General features: G+C 37.4%; 14 protein-coding genes. All 14 read right to left on the reverse strand.

Annotated features, from left to right (window positions below; all coding sequences use genetic code 11):
• Positions 1 to 58: 58 nt before the first annotated feature.
• The 14 genes from iolG to iolD all read right to left on the reverse strand — a co-directional run bounded on the left by iolG (position 59) and on the right by iolD (position 15,845).
• On the reverse strand, positions 59 to 1,090 hold the full coding sequence (gene iolG, locus B5D59_RS12450) for an inositol 2-dehydrogenase (RefSeq protein ID WP_139366014.1): 1,032 nt from the start codon (positions 1,088 to 1,090) through the stop codon (positions 59 to 61).
• Positions 1,091 to 1,142: 52 nt separating this feature from the next.
• Entirely contained in the window at positions 1,143 to 2,126 is a 984-nt protein-coding gene (locus B5D59_RS12455; RefSeq protein ID WP_078818187.1) for a sugar ABC transporter substrate-binding protein, read from the reverse strand.
• 137 nt (positions 2,127 to 2,263) lie between these two features.
• Positions 2,264 to 3,244 carry a sugar ABC transporter substrate-binding protein gene (locus B5D59_RS12460; protein WP_176132583.1) on the reverse strand — a complete coding sequence of 327 codons (981 nt, stop codon included), beginning with the start codon at positions 3,242 to 3,244 and terminating at the stop codon, positions 2,264 to 2,266.
• 182 nt (positions 3,245 to 3,426) lie between these two features.
• On the reverse strand, positions 3,427 to 4,446 hold the full coding sequence (locus B5D59_RS12465; RefSeq protein ID WP_078818189.1) for a zinc-dependent alcohol dehydrogenase: 1,020 nt from the start codon (positions 4,444 to 4,446) through the stop codon (positions 3,427 to 3,429).
• A gap of 21 nt (positions 4,447 to 4,467) precedes the next feature.
• Positions 4,468 to 5,298, reverse strand: a complete 831-nt coding sequence (locus B5D59_RS12470) for a sugar phosphate isomerase/epimerase family protein (protein WP_078818190.1) — start codon at positions 5,296 to 5,298, stop codon at positions 4,468 to 4,470.
• Positions 5,299 to 5,322: 24 nt separating this feature from the next.
• Positions 5,323 to 6,309 (reverse strand): sugar ABC transporter substrate-binding protein, encoded by a 987-nt coding sequence (locus tag B5D59_RS12475; RefSeq protein WP_176132584.1) that lies wholly within the window; start codon positions 6,307 to 6,309, stop codon positions 5,323 to 5,325.
• A gap of 60 nt (positions 6,310 to 6,369) precedes the next feature.
• Positions 6,370 to 7,398 carry a Gfo/Idh/MocA family protein gene (locus tag B5D59_RS12480; RefSeq protein ID WP_078818192.1) on the reverse strand — a complete coding sequence of 343 codons (1,029 nt, stop codon included), beginning with the start codon at positions 7,396 to 7,398 and terminating at the stop codon, positions 6,370 to 6,372.
• A gap of 39 nt (positions 7,399 to 7,437) precedes the next feature.
• The gene (locus B5D59_RS12485; RefSeq protein WP_078818193.1) at positions 7,438 to 8,448 is read right to left on the reverse strand and encodes an ABC transporter permease; all 1,011 of its coding nucleotides are present in this window, start codon (positions 8,446 to 8,448) and stop codon (positions 7,438 to 7,440) included.
• Between the two features lie 6 nt (positions 8,449 to 8,454).
• On the reverse strand, positions 8,455 to 9,939 hold the full coding sequence (locus B5D59_RS12490) for a sugar ABC transporter ATP-binding protein (RefSeq protein ID WP_078818194.1): 1,485 nt from the start codon (positions 9,937 to 9,939) through the stop codon (positions 8,455 to 8,457).
• A 239-nt stretch (positions 9,940 to 10,178) separates the two neighbouring features.
• A complete protein-coding gene (locus B5D59_RS12495; RefSeq protein ID WP_078818195.1) occupies positions 10,179 to 11,021 on the reverse strand; it encodes a sugar phosphate isomerase/epimerase family protein in 843 nt (280 codons plus the stop codon).
• Between the two features lie 43 nt (positions 11,022 to 11,064).
• Positions 11,065 to 12,090, reverse strand: a complete 1,026-nt coding sequence (locus tag B5D59_RS12500) for a Gfo/Idh/MocA family oxidoreductase (RefSeq protein ID WP_078818196.1) — start codon at positions 12,088 to 12,090, stop codon at positions 11,065 to 11,067.
• A 94-nt stretch (positions 12,091 to 12,184) separates the two neighbouring features.
• Positions 12,185 to 13,108, reverse strand: coding sequence for a myo-inosose-2 dehydratase (gene iolE / locus B5D59_RS12505; RefSeq protein WP_078818197.1), 924 nt, complete (start codon positions 13,106 to 13,108; stop codon positions 12,185 to 12,187).
• 37 nt (positions 13,109 to 13,145) lie between these two features.
• Positions 13,146 to 13,952 (reverse strand): 5-deoxy-glucuronate isomerase, encoded by an 807-nt coding sequence (gene iolB, locus B5D59_RS12510; protein WP_078818198.1) that lies wholly within the window; start codon positions 13,950 to 13,952, stop codon positions 13,146 to 13,148.
• A gap of 21 nt (positions 13,953 to 13,973) precedes the next feature.
• Positions 13,974 to 15,845: a 3D-(3,5/4)-trihydroxycyclohexane-1,2-dione acylhydrolase (decyclizing) gene (gene iolD / locus B5D59_RS12515; RefSeq protein WP_078818199.1), complete on the reverse strand. Its 1,872-nt coding sequence runs from the start codon at positions 15,843 to 15,845 to the stop codon at positions 13,974 to 13,976.
• Positions 15,846 to 15,855: the final 10 nt, after the last annotated feature.

The following is a 15,855-nucleotide window of genomic DNA, read 5'->3' on the forward strand; positions in this document are numbered from 1 at the left end:
TTAGATTTATTTCCTCTTAATAAATGAATGATCATTTATTAAGAGGAAGATACGGAGGTTAATTACTTTTCACTGTACTTAAAGACTCGTTAAATATTTTTACTGGTCGTCTCTCTTTTAATGAAAGGTCTGCGGCTTTTGCTATTCTTTCTGCTTGTAGACCATCATTTCCCGTACAAAGAAGTGGCTTATTGTGTAAAATTGACTCAATAAATGCGTACGTTTCAGTAATATACGCATCTTTATAACGTTCTAAGAAGAAGTATTTTAATTTATCTTTAAAGACTCCCTCTTCTGTACTTATTTCTGCGCTAGTTGGACGATCGTTTTCAACTGTTATACTTCCTTTAGAACCAAAAACTTCAACACGTTGATCATATCCATAAACAGCTTTACGGCTATTATCGATAATACCTATTGCTCCATTTTCAAATTTCAAAGTAATAACCGCAGTATCAATATCTCCAGCCTTTCCTATATTCGGATCTATTAAATTATCACCCTGAGCATAAACTTCTACTACTTCACTTCCAGTTACATAACGAGCCATATCAAAGTCATGAATTGACATATCAAAAAACAACCCGCCTGATTTTTCAATATATTCAATCGGCGGTGGAGCCGGGTCCCGAGAAGTGATTTTGACAATATGAGGTTCACCAATTACCCCGTTTTTCACAGTTGTATGAACCTTATGGAAGTTCCTATCAAATCTACGATTGAATCCGATCTGCATTTTGACGCCTGCTTCTTCTACAACCGCTAATGCTATTTCCGTATCCTCTACTGAGAAACTAACTGGTTTTTCACAAAAAATATGTTTCCCTTTCTCAGCAGCTTGTTTAATAATTGGTATATGTGTATCTGTCGGTGAACAGATTAAAATTGCTTCAATTTCATTATCATTAAGTATTTCCTCATAGTCTGTTACAACATTTTCAATGCCCAGTTCTTTTGCCCACTCTCTTACACTATCAGCAAATATGTCGGAGATTGTTTTAATTCTAATTTGCGGAATCGGTGTGATATTCTCAGCATGCATACGTCCAATTCTTCCCGCTCCGATAATACCAATCGTTAATTTGCTCAATACCATCACTCACTTTACTAAAGTTTAGTTAATCGGTTTTCTATAATTTAGTTTATTTACCTAGTTTTTTATCTAATTCGATTGATTTGTCGGCTGCATTTTCTTTAGTAATAACTTCCACACCACTATCAATTTGTTTCTCTATATCCTCTTTATCAATAGCCTTTAGTGCATTTTCCACACCAAGATAGCCCATCTCATAAGGTTTTTGTTCTACAGTAGCAGTTACTCCACCATTACTAATTGACTTCAAAGCATCAGATGTTCCATCAATACCTACTATTGTAATATCATTATTCTTGGATTCTACAATCTTTAAAGCTCCCATTGCCATTTCATCATTTGCTGTAAATACACCTTTTACTTTTGGATGTGCCGTTATAATATTTTCCATCACTGTCACAGCTTTCACTCGATCAAAGTCGGCTGCTTGTGAAGTAACAACTTTAAAGCCTAGTTCTTTCATTGTATCTTTGACGCCTTTTACCCTGTCTTCACTTACAGCAGTTCCTGATACTCCCTCTAAAATAGCAACTTCATCACCTTTTGATAACTTAGATGCCAAAAACTCACCAGCTTCTTTTCCTGCCGTATAATTATCCGTGCCAATATAAGTCGCCTTCTCATCCCAATCTAGGTCGGTATCTATGAGGAGTACCGGAATACCTTTTTCGTGATATCTTTTTAAGACTGGAAGTGTAGATTCAGTACTTGGCATTACGACCAAGGCATCCGGATTAGCATTTAATTGATCTTCAAGAATATTAATTAGTTTTTCAGCTTCAACCTCAGAAGCTGCAGCTAAAAATGTACCGTCTACATCAAAGTCTTTAAATGCTTGTTTCGCTCCGGCCTCTGCTAATTTAAAGTATTCTTGATTTATACCTTTCAAGATAACTGCTACCTTAGGTTTTCCACTTTTGTCCGAACCGTTATCATTTTTACTTCCTTCAACAGTCCCTTCACTACAACCAGACAAAAATATTAAAACTGCCACAAAGGATATTAGCATAGCGATGAGTGGTTTTCTCTTCATGATTATTCTCCTCTTAAAACATTCATTATTTTTCGGTTCAGTTATATGTGTAGCTTTAGTTTTTAACGAGAATACCACACATACTTATAAACAAAAGTTTCACAATACCTTCTCTAACTAAAAAGGATTTAGGTTTGTTATTTTTTCAGATAGTCATTGAGCATATCAATTTGTTCCTCAACATTATCCTTAGTTATAACAGAGGTACCTGAATCAATTCTTTTCTCTACTTCCTCGCCTTTTCTTGCTTTATATGCCGAGTATACTGATTGGTAACCAATTTGATAAGGGCTTTGTGATACATTTGCAAGCATCTTTCCTTCCAGAACTGCTTGTAATCCATCCGGTGTCCCATCAAACCCTATAAGATGAATACCTGTTGCTTTTTTATTTTCCAATGTTGTGTATGCACCAAGTGCCATTTCATCAGCTGTTGCGAAGACCGCTTTAACATCTGGATTAGATGTTAGAATATTTTCCATAACATTAACCGCCTTAACTCGATCACTTTCTGCGTCTTGTACGATAAATTCAATATTTTTGTCTTTTAAGGCATCTTGGAATCCTTTGGTCCGTTCTTCATGAGTCTCGCTTCCAAATGGACCTCTAATAATCGCTACTTTATCTCCGCCGCTTAAAAATTCACTTAAATATTCTCCACCTAGTTTTCCAGCATCATAATTTTTCGTACCGATATAAGTAACTTTATCTTCAAAATCCATATCTGTATCTGCAATTACTACTGAGATATCTTTTTTGTGAGCAGTATTTAAAACTGAGATCATTGCGTCGGGTTGACTTGCAGCCACGACAAGGGCATCTACACCAGTAGCTATTTGATCTTCTATCATTTTTACTTGTTGTTCAAATTGCGTTTCTTCCTGTGGGCCTAAAAATGAAACCTCAACACCAAGTTCTTCGGCTGCATCGTTTGCACCAGCCATTAAAACTTTCCAGTACTCTGAATTTATCGTCTTTAATATAAAGCCGAATTTATATGATTCATCTTCATCTGACTTTTCAGCCCCTTTTACACTGTTTTTCTCAGCACCGTTACAAGCAGACAACAACAAAAGTACAGAACACAGTGACAAAAACAACATTATTTTCTTAGTCATCTTCATAACATCCATTCCCTTCTCGGCTCTATTGTGTTTCATCGTCGTACTTGCCGGTAATCATATATTCGGTTGGTGTTTTAAAAAATTCTACTTTTTCAATTGATCTAAAGAAAACTCAATTACTCGTTTGTTATAATTTTTTTCTCCCCATGTTTTTTCTATCCGACCTATTCTCTATATTACTTTTCTTCAGGATAGACAATTATCTTTATTGCTTCTCCTTTTTTCATCGTCTCAATTCCTTCATGTATATTATTTAATGCAACCTTATGAGTAACGAGTTCTTTTAAATTCAACAAATTTGCTTCTAAAATTTTGATAACCTTTGGGAAATCATTATTTTGAATAAATGTACCCTGAACTGTTATTTCATTTCTTGTAATATCGTATTGTTTAATTAATGGCTGTGCATGTTCATTCATTCCAACTAGTAAAATCTGTCCACCTTTTCTTACTAAAGTCATCGCTTGATCAAATAACGATCCTACACAATCTATTACAACATCTGCACCAATACCAGTTTCTTCGATTACGACCTGAAAAACATCTTGTTTTTTTGGATTGACTGTATGAGTAGCACCCGATTTCAGTGAATAATCTAATCGGTAATCTGAATAGTCTATACATACAATCTTTCCGGCACCCGATGCTTTAAGCACCTGGGTAAAAAGTTGCCCCATTGGACCAGCGCCTATAATAACAACACTGTCGCCCGGTTGGACATTTACTTTTTCACTCCCATTAATAACACAAGATAAAGGTTCCGCTAATACGGCTATTTCAGCAGGAACTTTTTTTGAAATTTTATGAACATTTCTTGCTGGAACAACGCTGTAAGTAGCCCAACCACCATCAACAAAAATACCAATAGATGAACTATTTTCACACATATTTTGTTGTCCAGTTTGACAGTAATGACAAAAACCACATACTGTTGTTGGATCTACTACCACTCTATCTCCAACCACAACATTTTTCACTGATTCACCAATCTCAACAATTTCCCCTATATATTCATGCCCTTGAACAACACCTGCTGTAGCAGGGTGACCCGGCGAATCAGCCAAAATATGAACATCTGTACCGCATATACTGGCTGCTTCAACTTTGATCTTTACATCTAGGTCTGTTTGCAACATCGGTTCTTCTCGTTCTTCTAAAACTAAACTACCTATTTCCTTAAATACACCAGCTAACAAATACATCCCCTCCTGACAAGGTTAATTATCTTCAAAGCTCTCCTTTAAAAACACTAGAGATTCTTCTGCATAAGTATATATCCAATCCATATTGTCCTTTTCAGCCAAAAAAGGATTCGCACCGGGTGCACTACATTCCACAACAATAGTCCCGTTAAATTTCAATCTCTGTAACTCTGCAAAAAAAGGTGCGAATGAAATTTGTCCTCTTCCAAGACTTTGTCTATTACTATCAGCCACATGTACGATAGACAATATATCAATTACTTTCTGAACTGGGCTAATCATATCAACCTCTTCTATGTTCATATGGTACGTATCAATCAACGTTTTAACTTTAGGATGATTTATTTCCTTAACAAAACGACTTGCATCATCCGCTGTATTTACAATACAACTCTCATATCTATTAAGTGGTTCGATAATCAATTCAATTTCTACCCGTTCCGCCACTCTTGCTAACTGGCGTACAGAGTCAATTGCCCAATTCCAATCTTCTGATCCTTTTCCCATCTGCGCAGACTTTCCTACTGCCGCAGGGCAAACAACCAGGTATTTCCCTTGAATTAGCCTAGTTGCTTGAATTTGTTTCTTAAAATATTCGATAGCCTTATTTCTTTCAAAGTGATTGGAATTAGCTAAATCTTTGTGTTCGTTTGGCCAATCAGCATCCCCCGTTAATCCACTAACTTTAAGATTTAATTCTTTAGATAGACGATTGATAATTTTCGAATAGTGAATCGCTTGACTAGCTTGTATTTCTATAGCATCATAGCCTGTCTTTTTTACAAAACGCATGACTTTATCAATCGGTACATCCCCAAACGTCCAACTACAAATTGAATACTCCATATCATTGCCTCCAATAAAAAGAGTTTAAGGCATGTTATTTAAATAACCATTTACTTTTTTAATTTCTTCTTCAACGTTTTCTTTTGTTATTACAAGTGCCCCCGAATCAATTCTTTTCTCTACCTCTTCACCTTTTTTTGCTTTGTATGCTGATTGTACTGATTGATAACCAATTTGGTATGGATTCTGCGCTACATTTGCAAGCATCTTTCCTTCTTGAACTGCTTGTAATCCATCGGGTGTTCCATCAAATCCAATAAGGTGAATACCTGTTGCGTTTTTATTTTCCAATGTTGTATATGTACCAAGCGCCATTTCGTCCGATGTAGCAAAGACTGCTTTAATATCCGGGTTAGATGTTAATATATTCTCCATAATATTAACTGCCTTGACCCGATCACTTTGGGCATCTTGGACAATAAATTCAATGTTTTTATCTTTCAGAGCATCCTGAAATCCTTTAGTCCTTTCATCATGAAGCTTGCTTCCAGACTGTCCCCTAATAATTGCTACCTTATCCCCTGTATTTAACAATTCATCCAAATAATCTCCACCTAATTTTGCAGCATCATAATTTTCTGTGCCGATGAAAGTCACTTTATCATCAAAGTTAACGTCTGCATCTGCGATTACTATTGGTATTTTCTTTGTATGCGCATTATTTAAAACTGAAATCATAGCATCAGGTTGACTTGCAGCAACAATAAGTGCATCAGCACCAGTAGCTATATGATCTTCCACCATTTTTACTTGTTGTTCAAATTGTGTTTCCTCTGGCGGTCCTAAAAATGAAACCTCAACGCCAAGTTCTTCTGCTGCATCTTTTGCTCCTGCCATTTGAATTTTCCAGTATTCAGAGTTTAGTGTCATTAATACAGCTCCAAACTTATATGACTCATCAGTTTCTTTTATTTCAGCAGAGCTTTCTTTTTCAACAGAATTACAAGCCGCCAACAATAAAATTACAGAACATAGTGTCAAAAATAATACTTTCTTTCTAATCATCTTCATAAAATACATTCCCCCTCTTGGCTCTATTAATGTTTCAAAGTCATATTGACAGGTAAGTATTTATTCGGCTGTTACTTTTGCAGATTCTACTTTTACAAATTCACCTTTTTCAATTGATTTAAAACAAGCTTCAATTGCTTGTATATTATTAATCGTTTTTTGTGCATAGTGTTTTTCGGCATCTTGGTCTTCATCAGATAAAATCCATTCAGATATTTTTTCGATTTGTAACTTATACTGTTTTCCTACAATACTTTCTTGTCTTACTTCACCTTTAGCTGTGCCAACAATAACCAATCCTTCATCATCAAATAATTGTGGTGCGTAGGCACGTGGCACAGCTATCGTCCCTTTAGTCCCTACTATTTCATACTGTTGTCTTCTAACTTGTTCCAGTGACGCGTCGAACACAGCTTTTATGCCGTTTTCCAATTTGGCAATCCCTTGTACTGACATATCTACTTGGTATTTGGGGTCTACCCGTGCCGAAACGAAAACCTCTTCAATTTTCGAGCCCGTGATATTAGCTATTGAATGCAGACAATAACAACCTACATCATATAAACTTCCGCCACCTAAAGATCGCTGGGTTCGAATATCATTTTCAACACCTTCTAATAAAAATGAAAAGCTTGCTCGTATCAGCTTCACTTTACCGATCTCACCCGAGGCGATGATTTCCTTTACCCTGTCATGTTGTGGGTGAAATTGATACATGAAAGCCTCCAAGAATATAACATTTCGTTCATTACAAAATGTAATCATTCCTTCAGCTTCTTTTTTTGTAAGTGCTGCCGGCTTTTCGCATAGAATATGCTTGCCTTTTTCTGCTGCCTTTTCTACCCATACGCGATGCAACGTATTTGGCAAAGGGATATACACAGCATCAATTTCTTTATCATCTAATAAAGAATCATAATCAGAATAGACTTTTTGAATACCAAACTTTTCAGCAATTGAGCTGACCTGTTTATTTGAACTGGCTATTGCTGTTACAACCGCATTATCTGCCTCTAAAAAAGCTGGTATCAATTCTTCTTGAGCAATTCTAGCTGTACTTAAAATTCCCCACCTAACACAATTATTCATCTTTACGCCTCCATTTACTTGTGATCAGTGTGTAAAAAATTACTTTCCGCTTTTCTTTCTTCGAAGGACATCTACATATACTGCTAATACAATAACTGCTCCTATTACAACAGTCTGCAAATCTGACGTTGTACCCAACAAATTCAGACCGTTACGTAGAACTGCAATAATTAATACTCCAATAAGTGTTCCCCAGACAGTTCCTACCCCTCCGAGAAAACTTGCACCGCCAATAATAACTGCAGCAATAGCATCCAATTCATAAGTCAGCCCCGCAATAGGCGATGCAGAGTTTGTCCGCCCTATTAATACTAAACCACCTAGTGCAGCCATAAAACCACTCAATGTGTATACAGTGATTAGCACGCGGTCAACCGGAATTCCTGACAACCGTGCCGCCTCTTTATTACCTCCGATGGCATATATATATCTTCCTGTAGAGGTTCGATTAAGGAATATATGAAAAATCACATAAACGATAATGACCAATAAGAAACTTACAGGGATCAATCCTATACTTTCTTGCCCCGTATAATTCATTAAATAGGAAAATCCAAAAATAGGTGATGCACCTGTTAAAATTAACGCCAAACCACGGAAAACATTCATCGTTCCGAGTGTAGAGATAAAAGGGTGAGGTAAACGTAATTTTGTTAACAAAAGCCCATTTATAAGTCCGGCGATCGCTCCAACTGCCAAGCAAACAATTAAACCGATAAGTGGCGGCATGCCCCACGTTACTGAAACCAAACCAGCCATAACAATTGAAACTGCGAGAATTGAACCAACTGAAAGATCAATCCCTGCTGTCAAAATAGGTAAAAGCATTCCTAAAGCTAACAATGCGTTAATAGATGATTGTCTGGCAATATTGGTTAGATTGTCTATTTGTAAAAAGCTTGGCGAGAGGATAGCCAGTATACTCGATAGCCCGATTAATCCGAATAATGGTCCGAACTTATTAAAAGCTGCTTTAACGCTCCATTTTTTGGCTGGTTTATCATGTGGCAGTATTTCTTTTTCACTTGCTATAGTTGTAGTATCTTTCATAGATCATCATCCTCCTGTTGCTGCTTTCATAATATTTTCTTGATTCGCCTCTTCTCGCATTAGATCGCCTGTAATTTTGCCTTCATGCATAACTAATATTCTATCTGCAATTCCGAGTATCTCTGGCAATTCAGAAGATATGATAATAACACAGACACCCGATTCCACTAGCTTATTAATCAGATTATATACTTCGACTTTTGCACCTACATCAATACCTCTTGTCGGTTCATCGAAGATAAAGACCTTTGCTTCAGTAAACAACCATTTTGCTATGACAACTTTTTGCTGATTTCCTCCACTAAAATTCCGCGCAATCAGATTCACATTATTTGGTCTGATTTTTAATTCTTTCACATAATTATCCGCTACCTTTTGCTGTGCACTTACACTAATTAATCCTTTGCTTTTAACCCTATTTAATTTCGCGATTGTTTTATTAAATATGAGAGATTGATCTAAAAATAAACCTTCTTCTTTTCTGTCTTCTGTAATAAAGGCGATTCCTGCATCTATTGCATCTTGCGGATGACGAATATTTGTTTCTTCACCGAATATATATATATTTCCAGAAGCCTTTGGGTCAGCGCCAAATATAGCTCTAACCATTTCGGTTCTTCCAGCTCCGACAAGACCAGAAATACCTAAAATTTCTCCTTGATATGCTGTAAAGTTAATAGACTCTGATTCAGGATCAAGTTTCAAGTTTTCAACTCTCAATCCTTCTTTACCTTTATCAAACTTTATTTTAGGAAACTTATTATCTAACGATCTTCCCACCATTAATGTAATCATCTGATCAATGGAAGTGGTGTCAACCGGCACCGTTTGTACATTGGCACCATCTCGTAGTACCGTAATTCGATCGCCGATTCGTTTTATTTCTTCCAGACGGTGAGAAATATAGATAAACGTGATTCCTTCTTTTCGCAGCCTTTCGATCGTCAGTAACAGCTGCTCTGCTTCACTTGCGCTTAGACTAGAAGTTGGTTCATCCATAATAATTAATCTGGCATTCAATGAAAGCGCTTTCGCTATTTCGACTAATTGTTGTTGACCTACACCTAAGTTCCCGATAAGCTCATCAGGATCTACTCGCTGACCTAGTCTTTCCATTAACGCTTTTGAATCTTTTCTCATTTGTTTACGATCCAAGAGAGAATACTTACTTCCTCTCTTCTTTTCATGCCCTAAAAAGATGTTTTCCATCACTGACAATTCTGGGATGAGATTTAGTTCCTGATAAATTGTCGCAATTCCTGCTTCAATCGCATCTTTTGGACGGGTTACATTTAAAACTTTTCCGTCCCACCAAACCTCTCCCTTATCTTTTGTATAGGCACCTGTTAAAATTTTTATAATCGTTGACTTACCTGCTCCATTTTCTCCTAGTAAAACATGGACTTCTCCTTCTTCAACGTCTAAATTAATGTCATGTAAGACTTGAACGCCTGAGAAAGATTTACTGATATCCTTAACTTGTAGAAGCATGATTAATACCTCCTTCAACTGGTTTAAGAAGTTTCTATACTAGTCTCGTGTACTTACGTTAATATATATGCTTCCAAATTATCGCTTTAGATAAATCAAGACTGCAATATAAAGGAAGTGGAAATTCGCTTTTCATCATTGCTTTTAACTAATGCAAAGAGAACAATTCACTCCCTTTATATAGAGACAACCTACCGATCTTGTGAATTAACTAACCGTCGACTTAACTTGCTGCCTTGTTATTTCAAACTCGTACTCGTTTCATTGGCTGTTTCAAAAACTACATTTTCAAGAATAGAGATGTCCTTTTTCAAAAGTTCCATTGGATCTGTATCCTGTAAAGATAAGGGCAGCTGATCATAATAATTTTCTAAATGAAGCCAACCACTATATCCTTTCTCTTTTAAAACTTCCATCGTCTCAAAAAATCCGGAATCTCCTTCACCTAATAGGGAACCACTTAAAGAACCATCCGCTCCATCTTTCACATGAACTTCACATATATATGGGAATAGTTCACGAACCATCTCAGCTGTATTATAATTCTTCCTTAAATAGTAGTTCTGAGTATCAAAATAAAGTTTTAAATTAGGTCTATCCACTAACTTGAAAAGCTTTTTTGTTTCTTCAATTGATAATAAATTTTCTGTCGCAATCATGAGACCATATTTCTCAGCTTCATCGCAAGCGTTTTTAAGACAATCAACGACTGTATTAAAATCTTGCTCCGTTTTTATTTCGCCGTCCTCAAAACTAGCAAGCATGACGATTGGAACTTCCATGGAATTTGCAATTTCTATAGCTTTTGATATTGCCTGTAATACAATTTCTTTTTCAGGAGTGCCATCCTTTCTCGTCATCCCATAATTATCCAGTTCTCTAACTGCCAGAGCAGTGATTGTCACTCCATACTTTTCAGTAAATTCTTTATAAGCTTCTTGCACAACCTGTAACGATAAAGGAAAGCCTCGATCATGACTGCCGATATCTAACTGAATACCCTTTAAACCGAGATCCGCAATTGTTTTTATTGCATAAGGTCCATCAACCGGAAGAGACCACTGGCAAACACCAAGCTTCATAATTCCTCACCTCTATTGATTAGTCTTCTATAGAACAAGACACTCACTTTACTTTTTGAAGTCCTACTTGCACTGTTTCACCAGTGTTAAACGACTTAGTTGCAGCGGCAGCTATTTCTAATGCTGCTTTACCGTCTACTTCCGTGCAGGCTGGTCGTTCGCCATTCTTGAGACAATCAATAAAGTGAATCATCTCTAACAAATAAGCATCTTGGAAGCGAGATGGAAAGTCTTGGATTAAGTCATGCATGCTTCCTTTTTTCGTAAATATTTTGACGTCATTATTTCTCATTGAACCGATTTGGATAGCCCCTTCTGTCCCGACGACTTCACCACGGATATCGTAGGCGTACGGCGCAACACGCATGGTTTCAATATCCCCTGCCGCACCTGATTCAAAATTGAAATAAGACAAACCTTGATCCACATCGTTATATTTCTTCATGAACTTGTTGGATTCCAATAAAATATTTCCAGTCGATGAAATCGAAGTAATTTCTTGATTCATGAGGAAACGTGCAATATCGTAATCATGAATTGCAACATCTAGAAAAATGCCGCCACTATGTTTTATAAATTCTTCATGTGGTACATTGCCATCTCTGCTAACCCCTTTAAAGTAAAGTGGTACGCCGATATCTCCCGCGGCAATTCTAATTTTTGCTTCAGCGTATGCCGGATCAAATCTTCTCATAAAGCCGACTTGGCAAATCGTATTGTATTTTCGAATTACTTCAATGGCTTCATCCGCTTCATCTAAATGCTGAGTTAATGGCTTTTCAATAAAAATTTGTTTGCCATTCTTAGCGGCCAGTTTAATCATTTCTGCATGTGTACTTGTCGGAGTTACAATAATGACCGCATCAATCATGTCATCTTCGAACGCATCGATTGGATTTCTAGACCATTTTTCAACCCCTAGTTCTTTAGCAACTTGTTCCGCTCTTCCTTCAAGTGGATCGATAACACTTACCAATTTGGCGCTCTTTACTTTAAATGCAAGGTTTTCAGCATGCCAATAACCGAGTCTTCCCAATCCCAATACTGCACAGTTAATAAATTCTTTCATTTACAACCATCTCCTTTACTATCAGCAGTTAATTTATAACTTTCTAAAATTGTTCAATTAAATTGCATTCCCGATTTTCAACATCCGTTAGTTCTTATTTAACACTAGATAATTCCCCTGCAATGCTTTCGATAAATGCCTTTGATTTTTTAGCATACACATATGGATTGCATTTTAAAGGATCTTGTTCTCCTTCGATCAATGCCCAGTTGGAATAGCCTTTTTCAATTAGAGCGTTAAAGATGCTATGGAAATCTAGACAACCGTCTCCCGGCACTGTGAAAAGTCCATTTTTAATGCATTGTCGAATACTATATTTTTCAGTTCTTGCTTTATCTAATATGTCTTGTCTAATATCTTTTAAATGAATATATTTAATTCGATCATAATATTTTTCTAATAACTGGACCGGGTCATTGCCGCCGTAGTAACCATGCCCCGTATCATACAACATGGAAACGAATTCAGGATCGCTCATTTCCATTAAACGATCGATTTCTTCAGGTTGTTCCACGACTGTTCCAGCATGATGATGGTATACAAGATGCATGCCATTTTCTCGACAAATTTCACCTGCCTTGTTGAGCCCTTCCACCATGTATTTCCACCCATCGTCATCCAAGCGCTGGACAAATATTTCGTCTTGTCCGCGAGTCGGATCTTGATTAAGCATTGATCCGCCTATTTCAGCTGTGCTGACTACCTTACAACCAAAACTCTTTAAAAATTCCACGTGTTTGCGATATGCCTCAAGTTCACTTTCATGGCGATCGGGATCAGAAAAAAAGACAGATTTCCATTGGGTTGTTAGCTGTAATTTATATTTATCTAACGCTTGTTTCAGTTCCACTGGATCTTTGGGGAACTTTCGACTAATCTCTGTTCCCTTAAAACCGAGCATTGATATTTCTTCCATTACTTGATCATAAGTATAAAAGTCTCCATGTTCTTGCACATCTTCTCCAACCCAATTAATAGGATGAATTCCTAATTTAAAAGGAAGATTGACTGTTGACATCTTTATCCCTCCTGCTAGCAATTTATATAAAGTGTTTTTACTTCATTAACCACTCATGATCTTTATCATTCGTAAATTTCCAAGTTCGGATTGGACCTGCCATCACATTCAAATAATATAAATCATAACCAGGTGGCGCTGAGACAGGGTGATAGCCTTCTGGAACAATTACAACGTCGCCGTCTTTTACAACAATCGTTTCATCCAAAGATTTATCATCTGTGTAGACTCGTTGCACTGCAAATCCTCTATCGGCCGGGTTAATTCTATGATAGTAGGTCTCTTCCAAATAAACTTCTTGCGGATAATTATCTTCGTCATGCTTATGTGGCGGATAACTTGACCAGTTCCCCCCAGGTGTGAAAACCTCAATAACGAATAAACTATCTGCAGGTTTATCTTCTGGTAAAATACCGTGAATTTCACGCTGCATACTGCCTGATCCGCGTTTTGCAACGTCAACATCTTCCGGTCCGACAAGCCTTGCCTCATACGTACCTTTACCAGGTGCCTTACAAACAGCAATTTCTACCTTAGTTAATGCTTCGATTTTAATTTGATCATTGTTTGGAATGTATACAGTATAAGCAGGTATTTTCTCGAAAATATTCATTCTCTTTCCGATGTTTTCCCATGTTTGCAATTTTGAAGAGGCATTGACACTACCGGAAAGAATAACGACTGCCATCTCTTGGTCCTTAGTTTCTTGTTCGAAAGTTTGCCCTTCTTTTAGTTCATATACTTCAAATCCGATATATTCCCAGTTTGCCGATTCGGGGCTAATGTTAATCAGGTTCCCATCTTCTGCTGCTTTTCCTGCTGATTTCACTAATAATTTAGACATGGTGTTTCCTCCAATTTTTTATTAATATTGTCTTGCTTGTTTCGCTTTTGCCTCCATTGCTTCGTGGGCTATTTGTACTTTTTCATCAGTAGATACTTCGGCCACTCCTAAACGCCACCATGATTCAAATCCTGTTGTACATGTACCAGGTAACACTTTAATGTCAATTAATGTTGACACGGTTTCCTTCTTGGATTGTTCCAGCGCGTCTTGTAACTGCTCTAATGTATGAACTGTATAACCTTTTGCGCCCATACTTCTCGCATTTGCGGCAAAATCTAACTGAAGAAAATCTCCCGATAGTTTATTATCTTCCTCTGAACGATAGCGGAATTCATTACCGAAGCCGTCGCTACCCTGCCCTACTTGTAAGTTGTGAATGCATTGGTATCCATTGTTATCCAAAAGAATGATATTGATTTTCTTTTTTTCTTGTAAACTTGTAACCAGTTCTGAGTGCATCATCAGATAACTACCGTCACCAACCAGTGAGTAGACTTCACGATCTGGTTCTGCCAGTTTAATGCCGAGTGCTCCTGCAACTTCATATCCCATACAAGAGAATCCGTATTCCATATGATACGTTTTAGGGTCTGTACTTCTCCATAAACGATGTAAGTCTCCCGGCATACTGCCTGCAGCTGCCACGATGATATCTCTGCCCCCAATAAATTTATTGACTTCACCAAGAACTCTAGTTTGTGATAAACCATCTTCACGGACATCATTATAATATTTATCCACTATTTGATCCCATTTACCTTTTAGTTCTTCGAGCCTTTCAGGTTTATGCTGATTTTGATACTCTTTAGTTTGCAATGCCTTTGTCAACAGCTCAAGTGCTGTTTTTGCATCTGCTACTAGCATTTGCGCATCTAATTTCATTGCATCGAAAGCGCTTACGTTAATACTCAAAAACTCTACATCAGGATTTGCGAATGCCGTTTTTGATGAGGTTGAAAAATCGGAAAGCCTTGTACCAATTGCAATAACCAAATCTGCTTCCTTGGCGAGTATATTGGTTGCTTCTGAACCACTTGCTCCAACGCCGCCCATATTCATTTTATTTTTCCAAGATAGCGCACTTTTCCCGGCTTGTGTTTCTCCAACCGGAATAGTGAATGTTTCTGCAAACTCAGTGAGTTCTTCAGCAGCGGAAGAGTAATGGACACCCCCACCTGCAATGATGATAGGATTCTTCTTTTTCATAATTAAATCTACAGCGTGTTGAATAGCTTGTTCTGAAGGCGTTCTACGCTCTATGTAATGAACTCGCTTTTTAAAGAAGTCTACAGGATAATCATAAGCTTCTGCCTGCACATCCTGCGGGAGCGACAATGTTACTGCTCCTGTATCTACTGGATCTGTTAACACGCGCATGGCATTTAATGCCGCAGTCATTAGTTGCTCTGGTCTTGAAATACGATCCCAATACTTACTGACCGGTTTGAAGGCATCGCTTGCTGAAATTGTGTAATCCGATGTCACTTCAACTTGCTGAAGTACAGGATCAGGTTGGCGACTTGCGAATATATCACCAGGTAATAGTAGGACTGGGATTCTATTAACTGTTGCTGTTGCAGCAGCTGCAACCATATTTAGAGCACCTGGGCCTACTGATGAAGTACACGCATAAATTTCTAATCTATTTTTCTGTTTTGCATAGGCAGTCGCAGTATGTACCATCCCTTGCTCATTTTTCCCTTGCAGATAGGTAAGCCCACCTGATTGGCGTTCAAGCGCTTCTCCCATACCAGTTACATTCCCATGGCCAAATATCCCAAATACCCCTTTAACAAATTTGTTTTCTTTGCCATCAAACTCAATGTATTGGTTATCTAAGAATTTTAAAAGTGCCTGTGCCATAGTTAAACGAATTGTTTTAGTTTTCATTTTCAGTTCC

It is taken from the genome of Sporosarcina newyorkensis, from assembly GCF_900167515.1.
GTDB lineage: Bacteria > Bacillota > Bacilli > Bacillales_A > Planococcaceae > Sporosarcina > Sporosarcina newyorkensis.

Excerpts from the sequence above, each read along its gene's own strand:
- iolB (WP_078818198.1), bottom strand. The coding sequence starts at position 13,952 with ATGTCTAAATTATTAGTGAAATCAGCAGGAAAAGCAGCAGAAGATGGG.
- B5D59_RS12495 (WP_078818195.1), bottom strand. The coding sequence starts at position 11,021 with ATGAAGCTTGGTGTTTGCCAGTGGTCTCTTCCGGTTGATGGACCTTAT.
- iolD (WP_078818199.1), bottom strand. The coding sequence starts at position 15,845 with ATGAAAACTAAAACAATTCGTTTAACTATGGCACAGGCACTTTTAAAA.
- B5D59_RS12485 (WP_078818193.1), bottom strand. The coding sequence starts at position 8,448 with ATGAAAGATACTACAACTATAGCAAGTGAAAAAGAAATACTGCCACAT.
- B5D59_RS12460 (WP_176132583.1), bottom strand. The coding sequence starts at position 3,244 with ATGACTAAGAAAATAATGTTGTTTTTGTCACTGTGTTCTGTACTTTTG.
- iolE (WP_078818197.1), bottom strand. The coding sequence starts at position 13,108 with ATGTCAACAGTCAATCTTCCTTTTAAATTAGGAATTCATCCTATTAAT.
- B5D59_RS12500 (WP_078818196.1), bottom strand. The coding sequence starts at position 12,090 with ATGAAAGAATTTATTAACTGTGCAGTATTGGGATTGGGAAGACTCGGT.
- B5D59_RS12490 (WP_078818194.1), bottom strand. The coding sequence starts at position 9,939 with ATGCTTCTACAAGTTAAGGATATCAGTAAATCTTTCTCAGGCGTTCAA.
- B5D59_RS12470 (WP_078818190.1), bottom strand. The coding sequence starts at position 5,298 with ATGGAGTATTCAATTTGTAGTTGGACGTTTGGGGATGTACCGATTGAT.
- B5D59_RS12455 (WP_078818187.1), bottom strand. The coding sequence starts at position 2,126 with ATGAAGAGAAAACCACTCATCGCTATGCTAATATCCTTTGTGGCAGTT.
- B5D59_RS12475 (WP_176132584.1), bottom strand. The coding sequence starts at position 6,309 with ATGAAGATGATTAGAAAGAAAGTATTATTTTTGACACTATGTTCTGTA.
- B5D59_RS12480 (WP_078818192.1), bottom strand. The coding sequence starts at position 7,398 with ATGAATAATTGTGTTAGGTGGGGAATTTTAAGTACAGCTAGAATTGCT.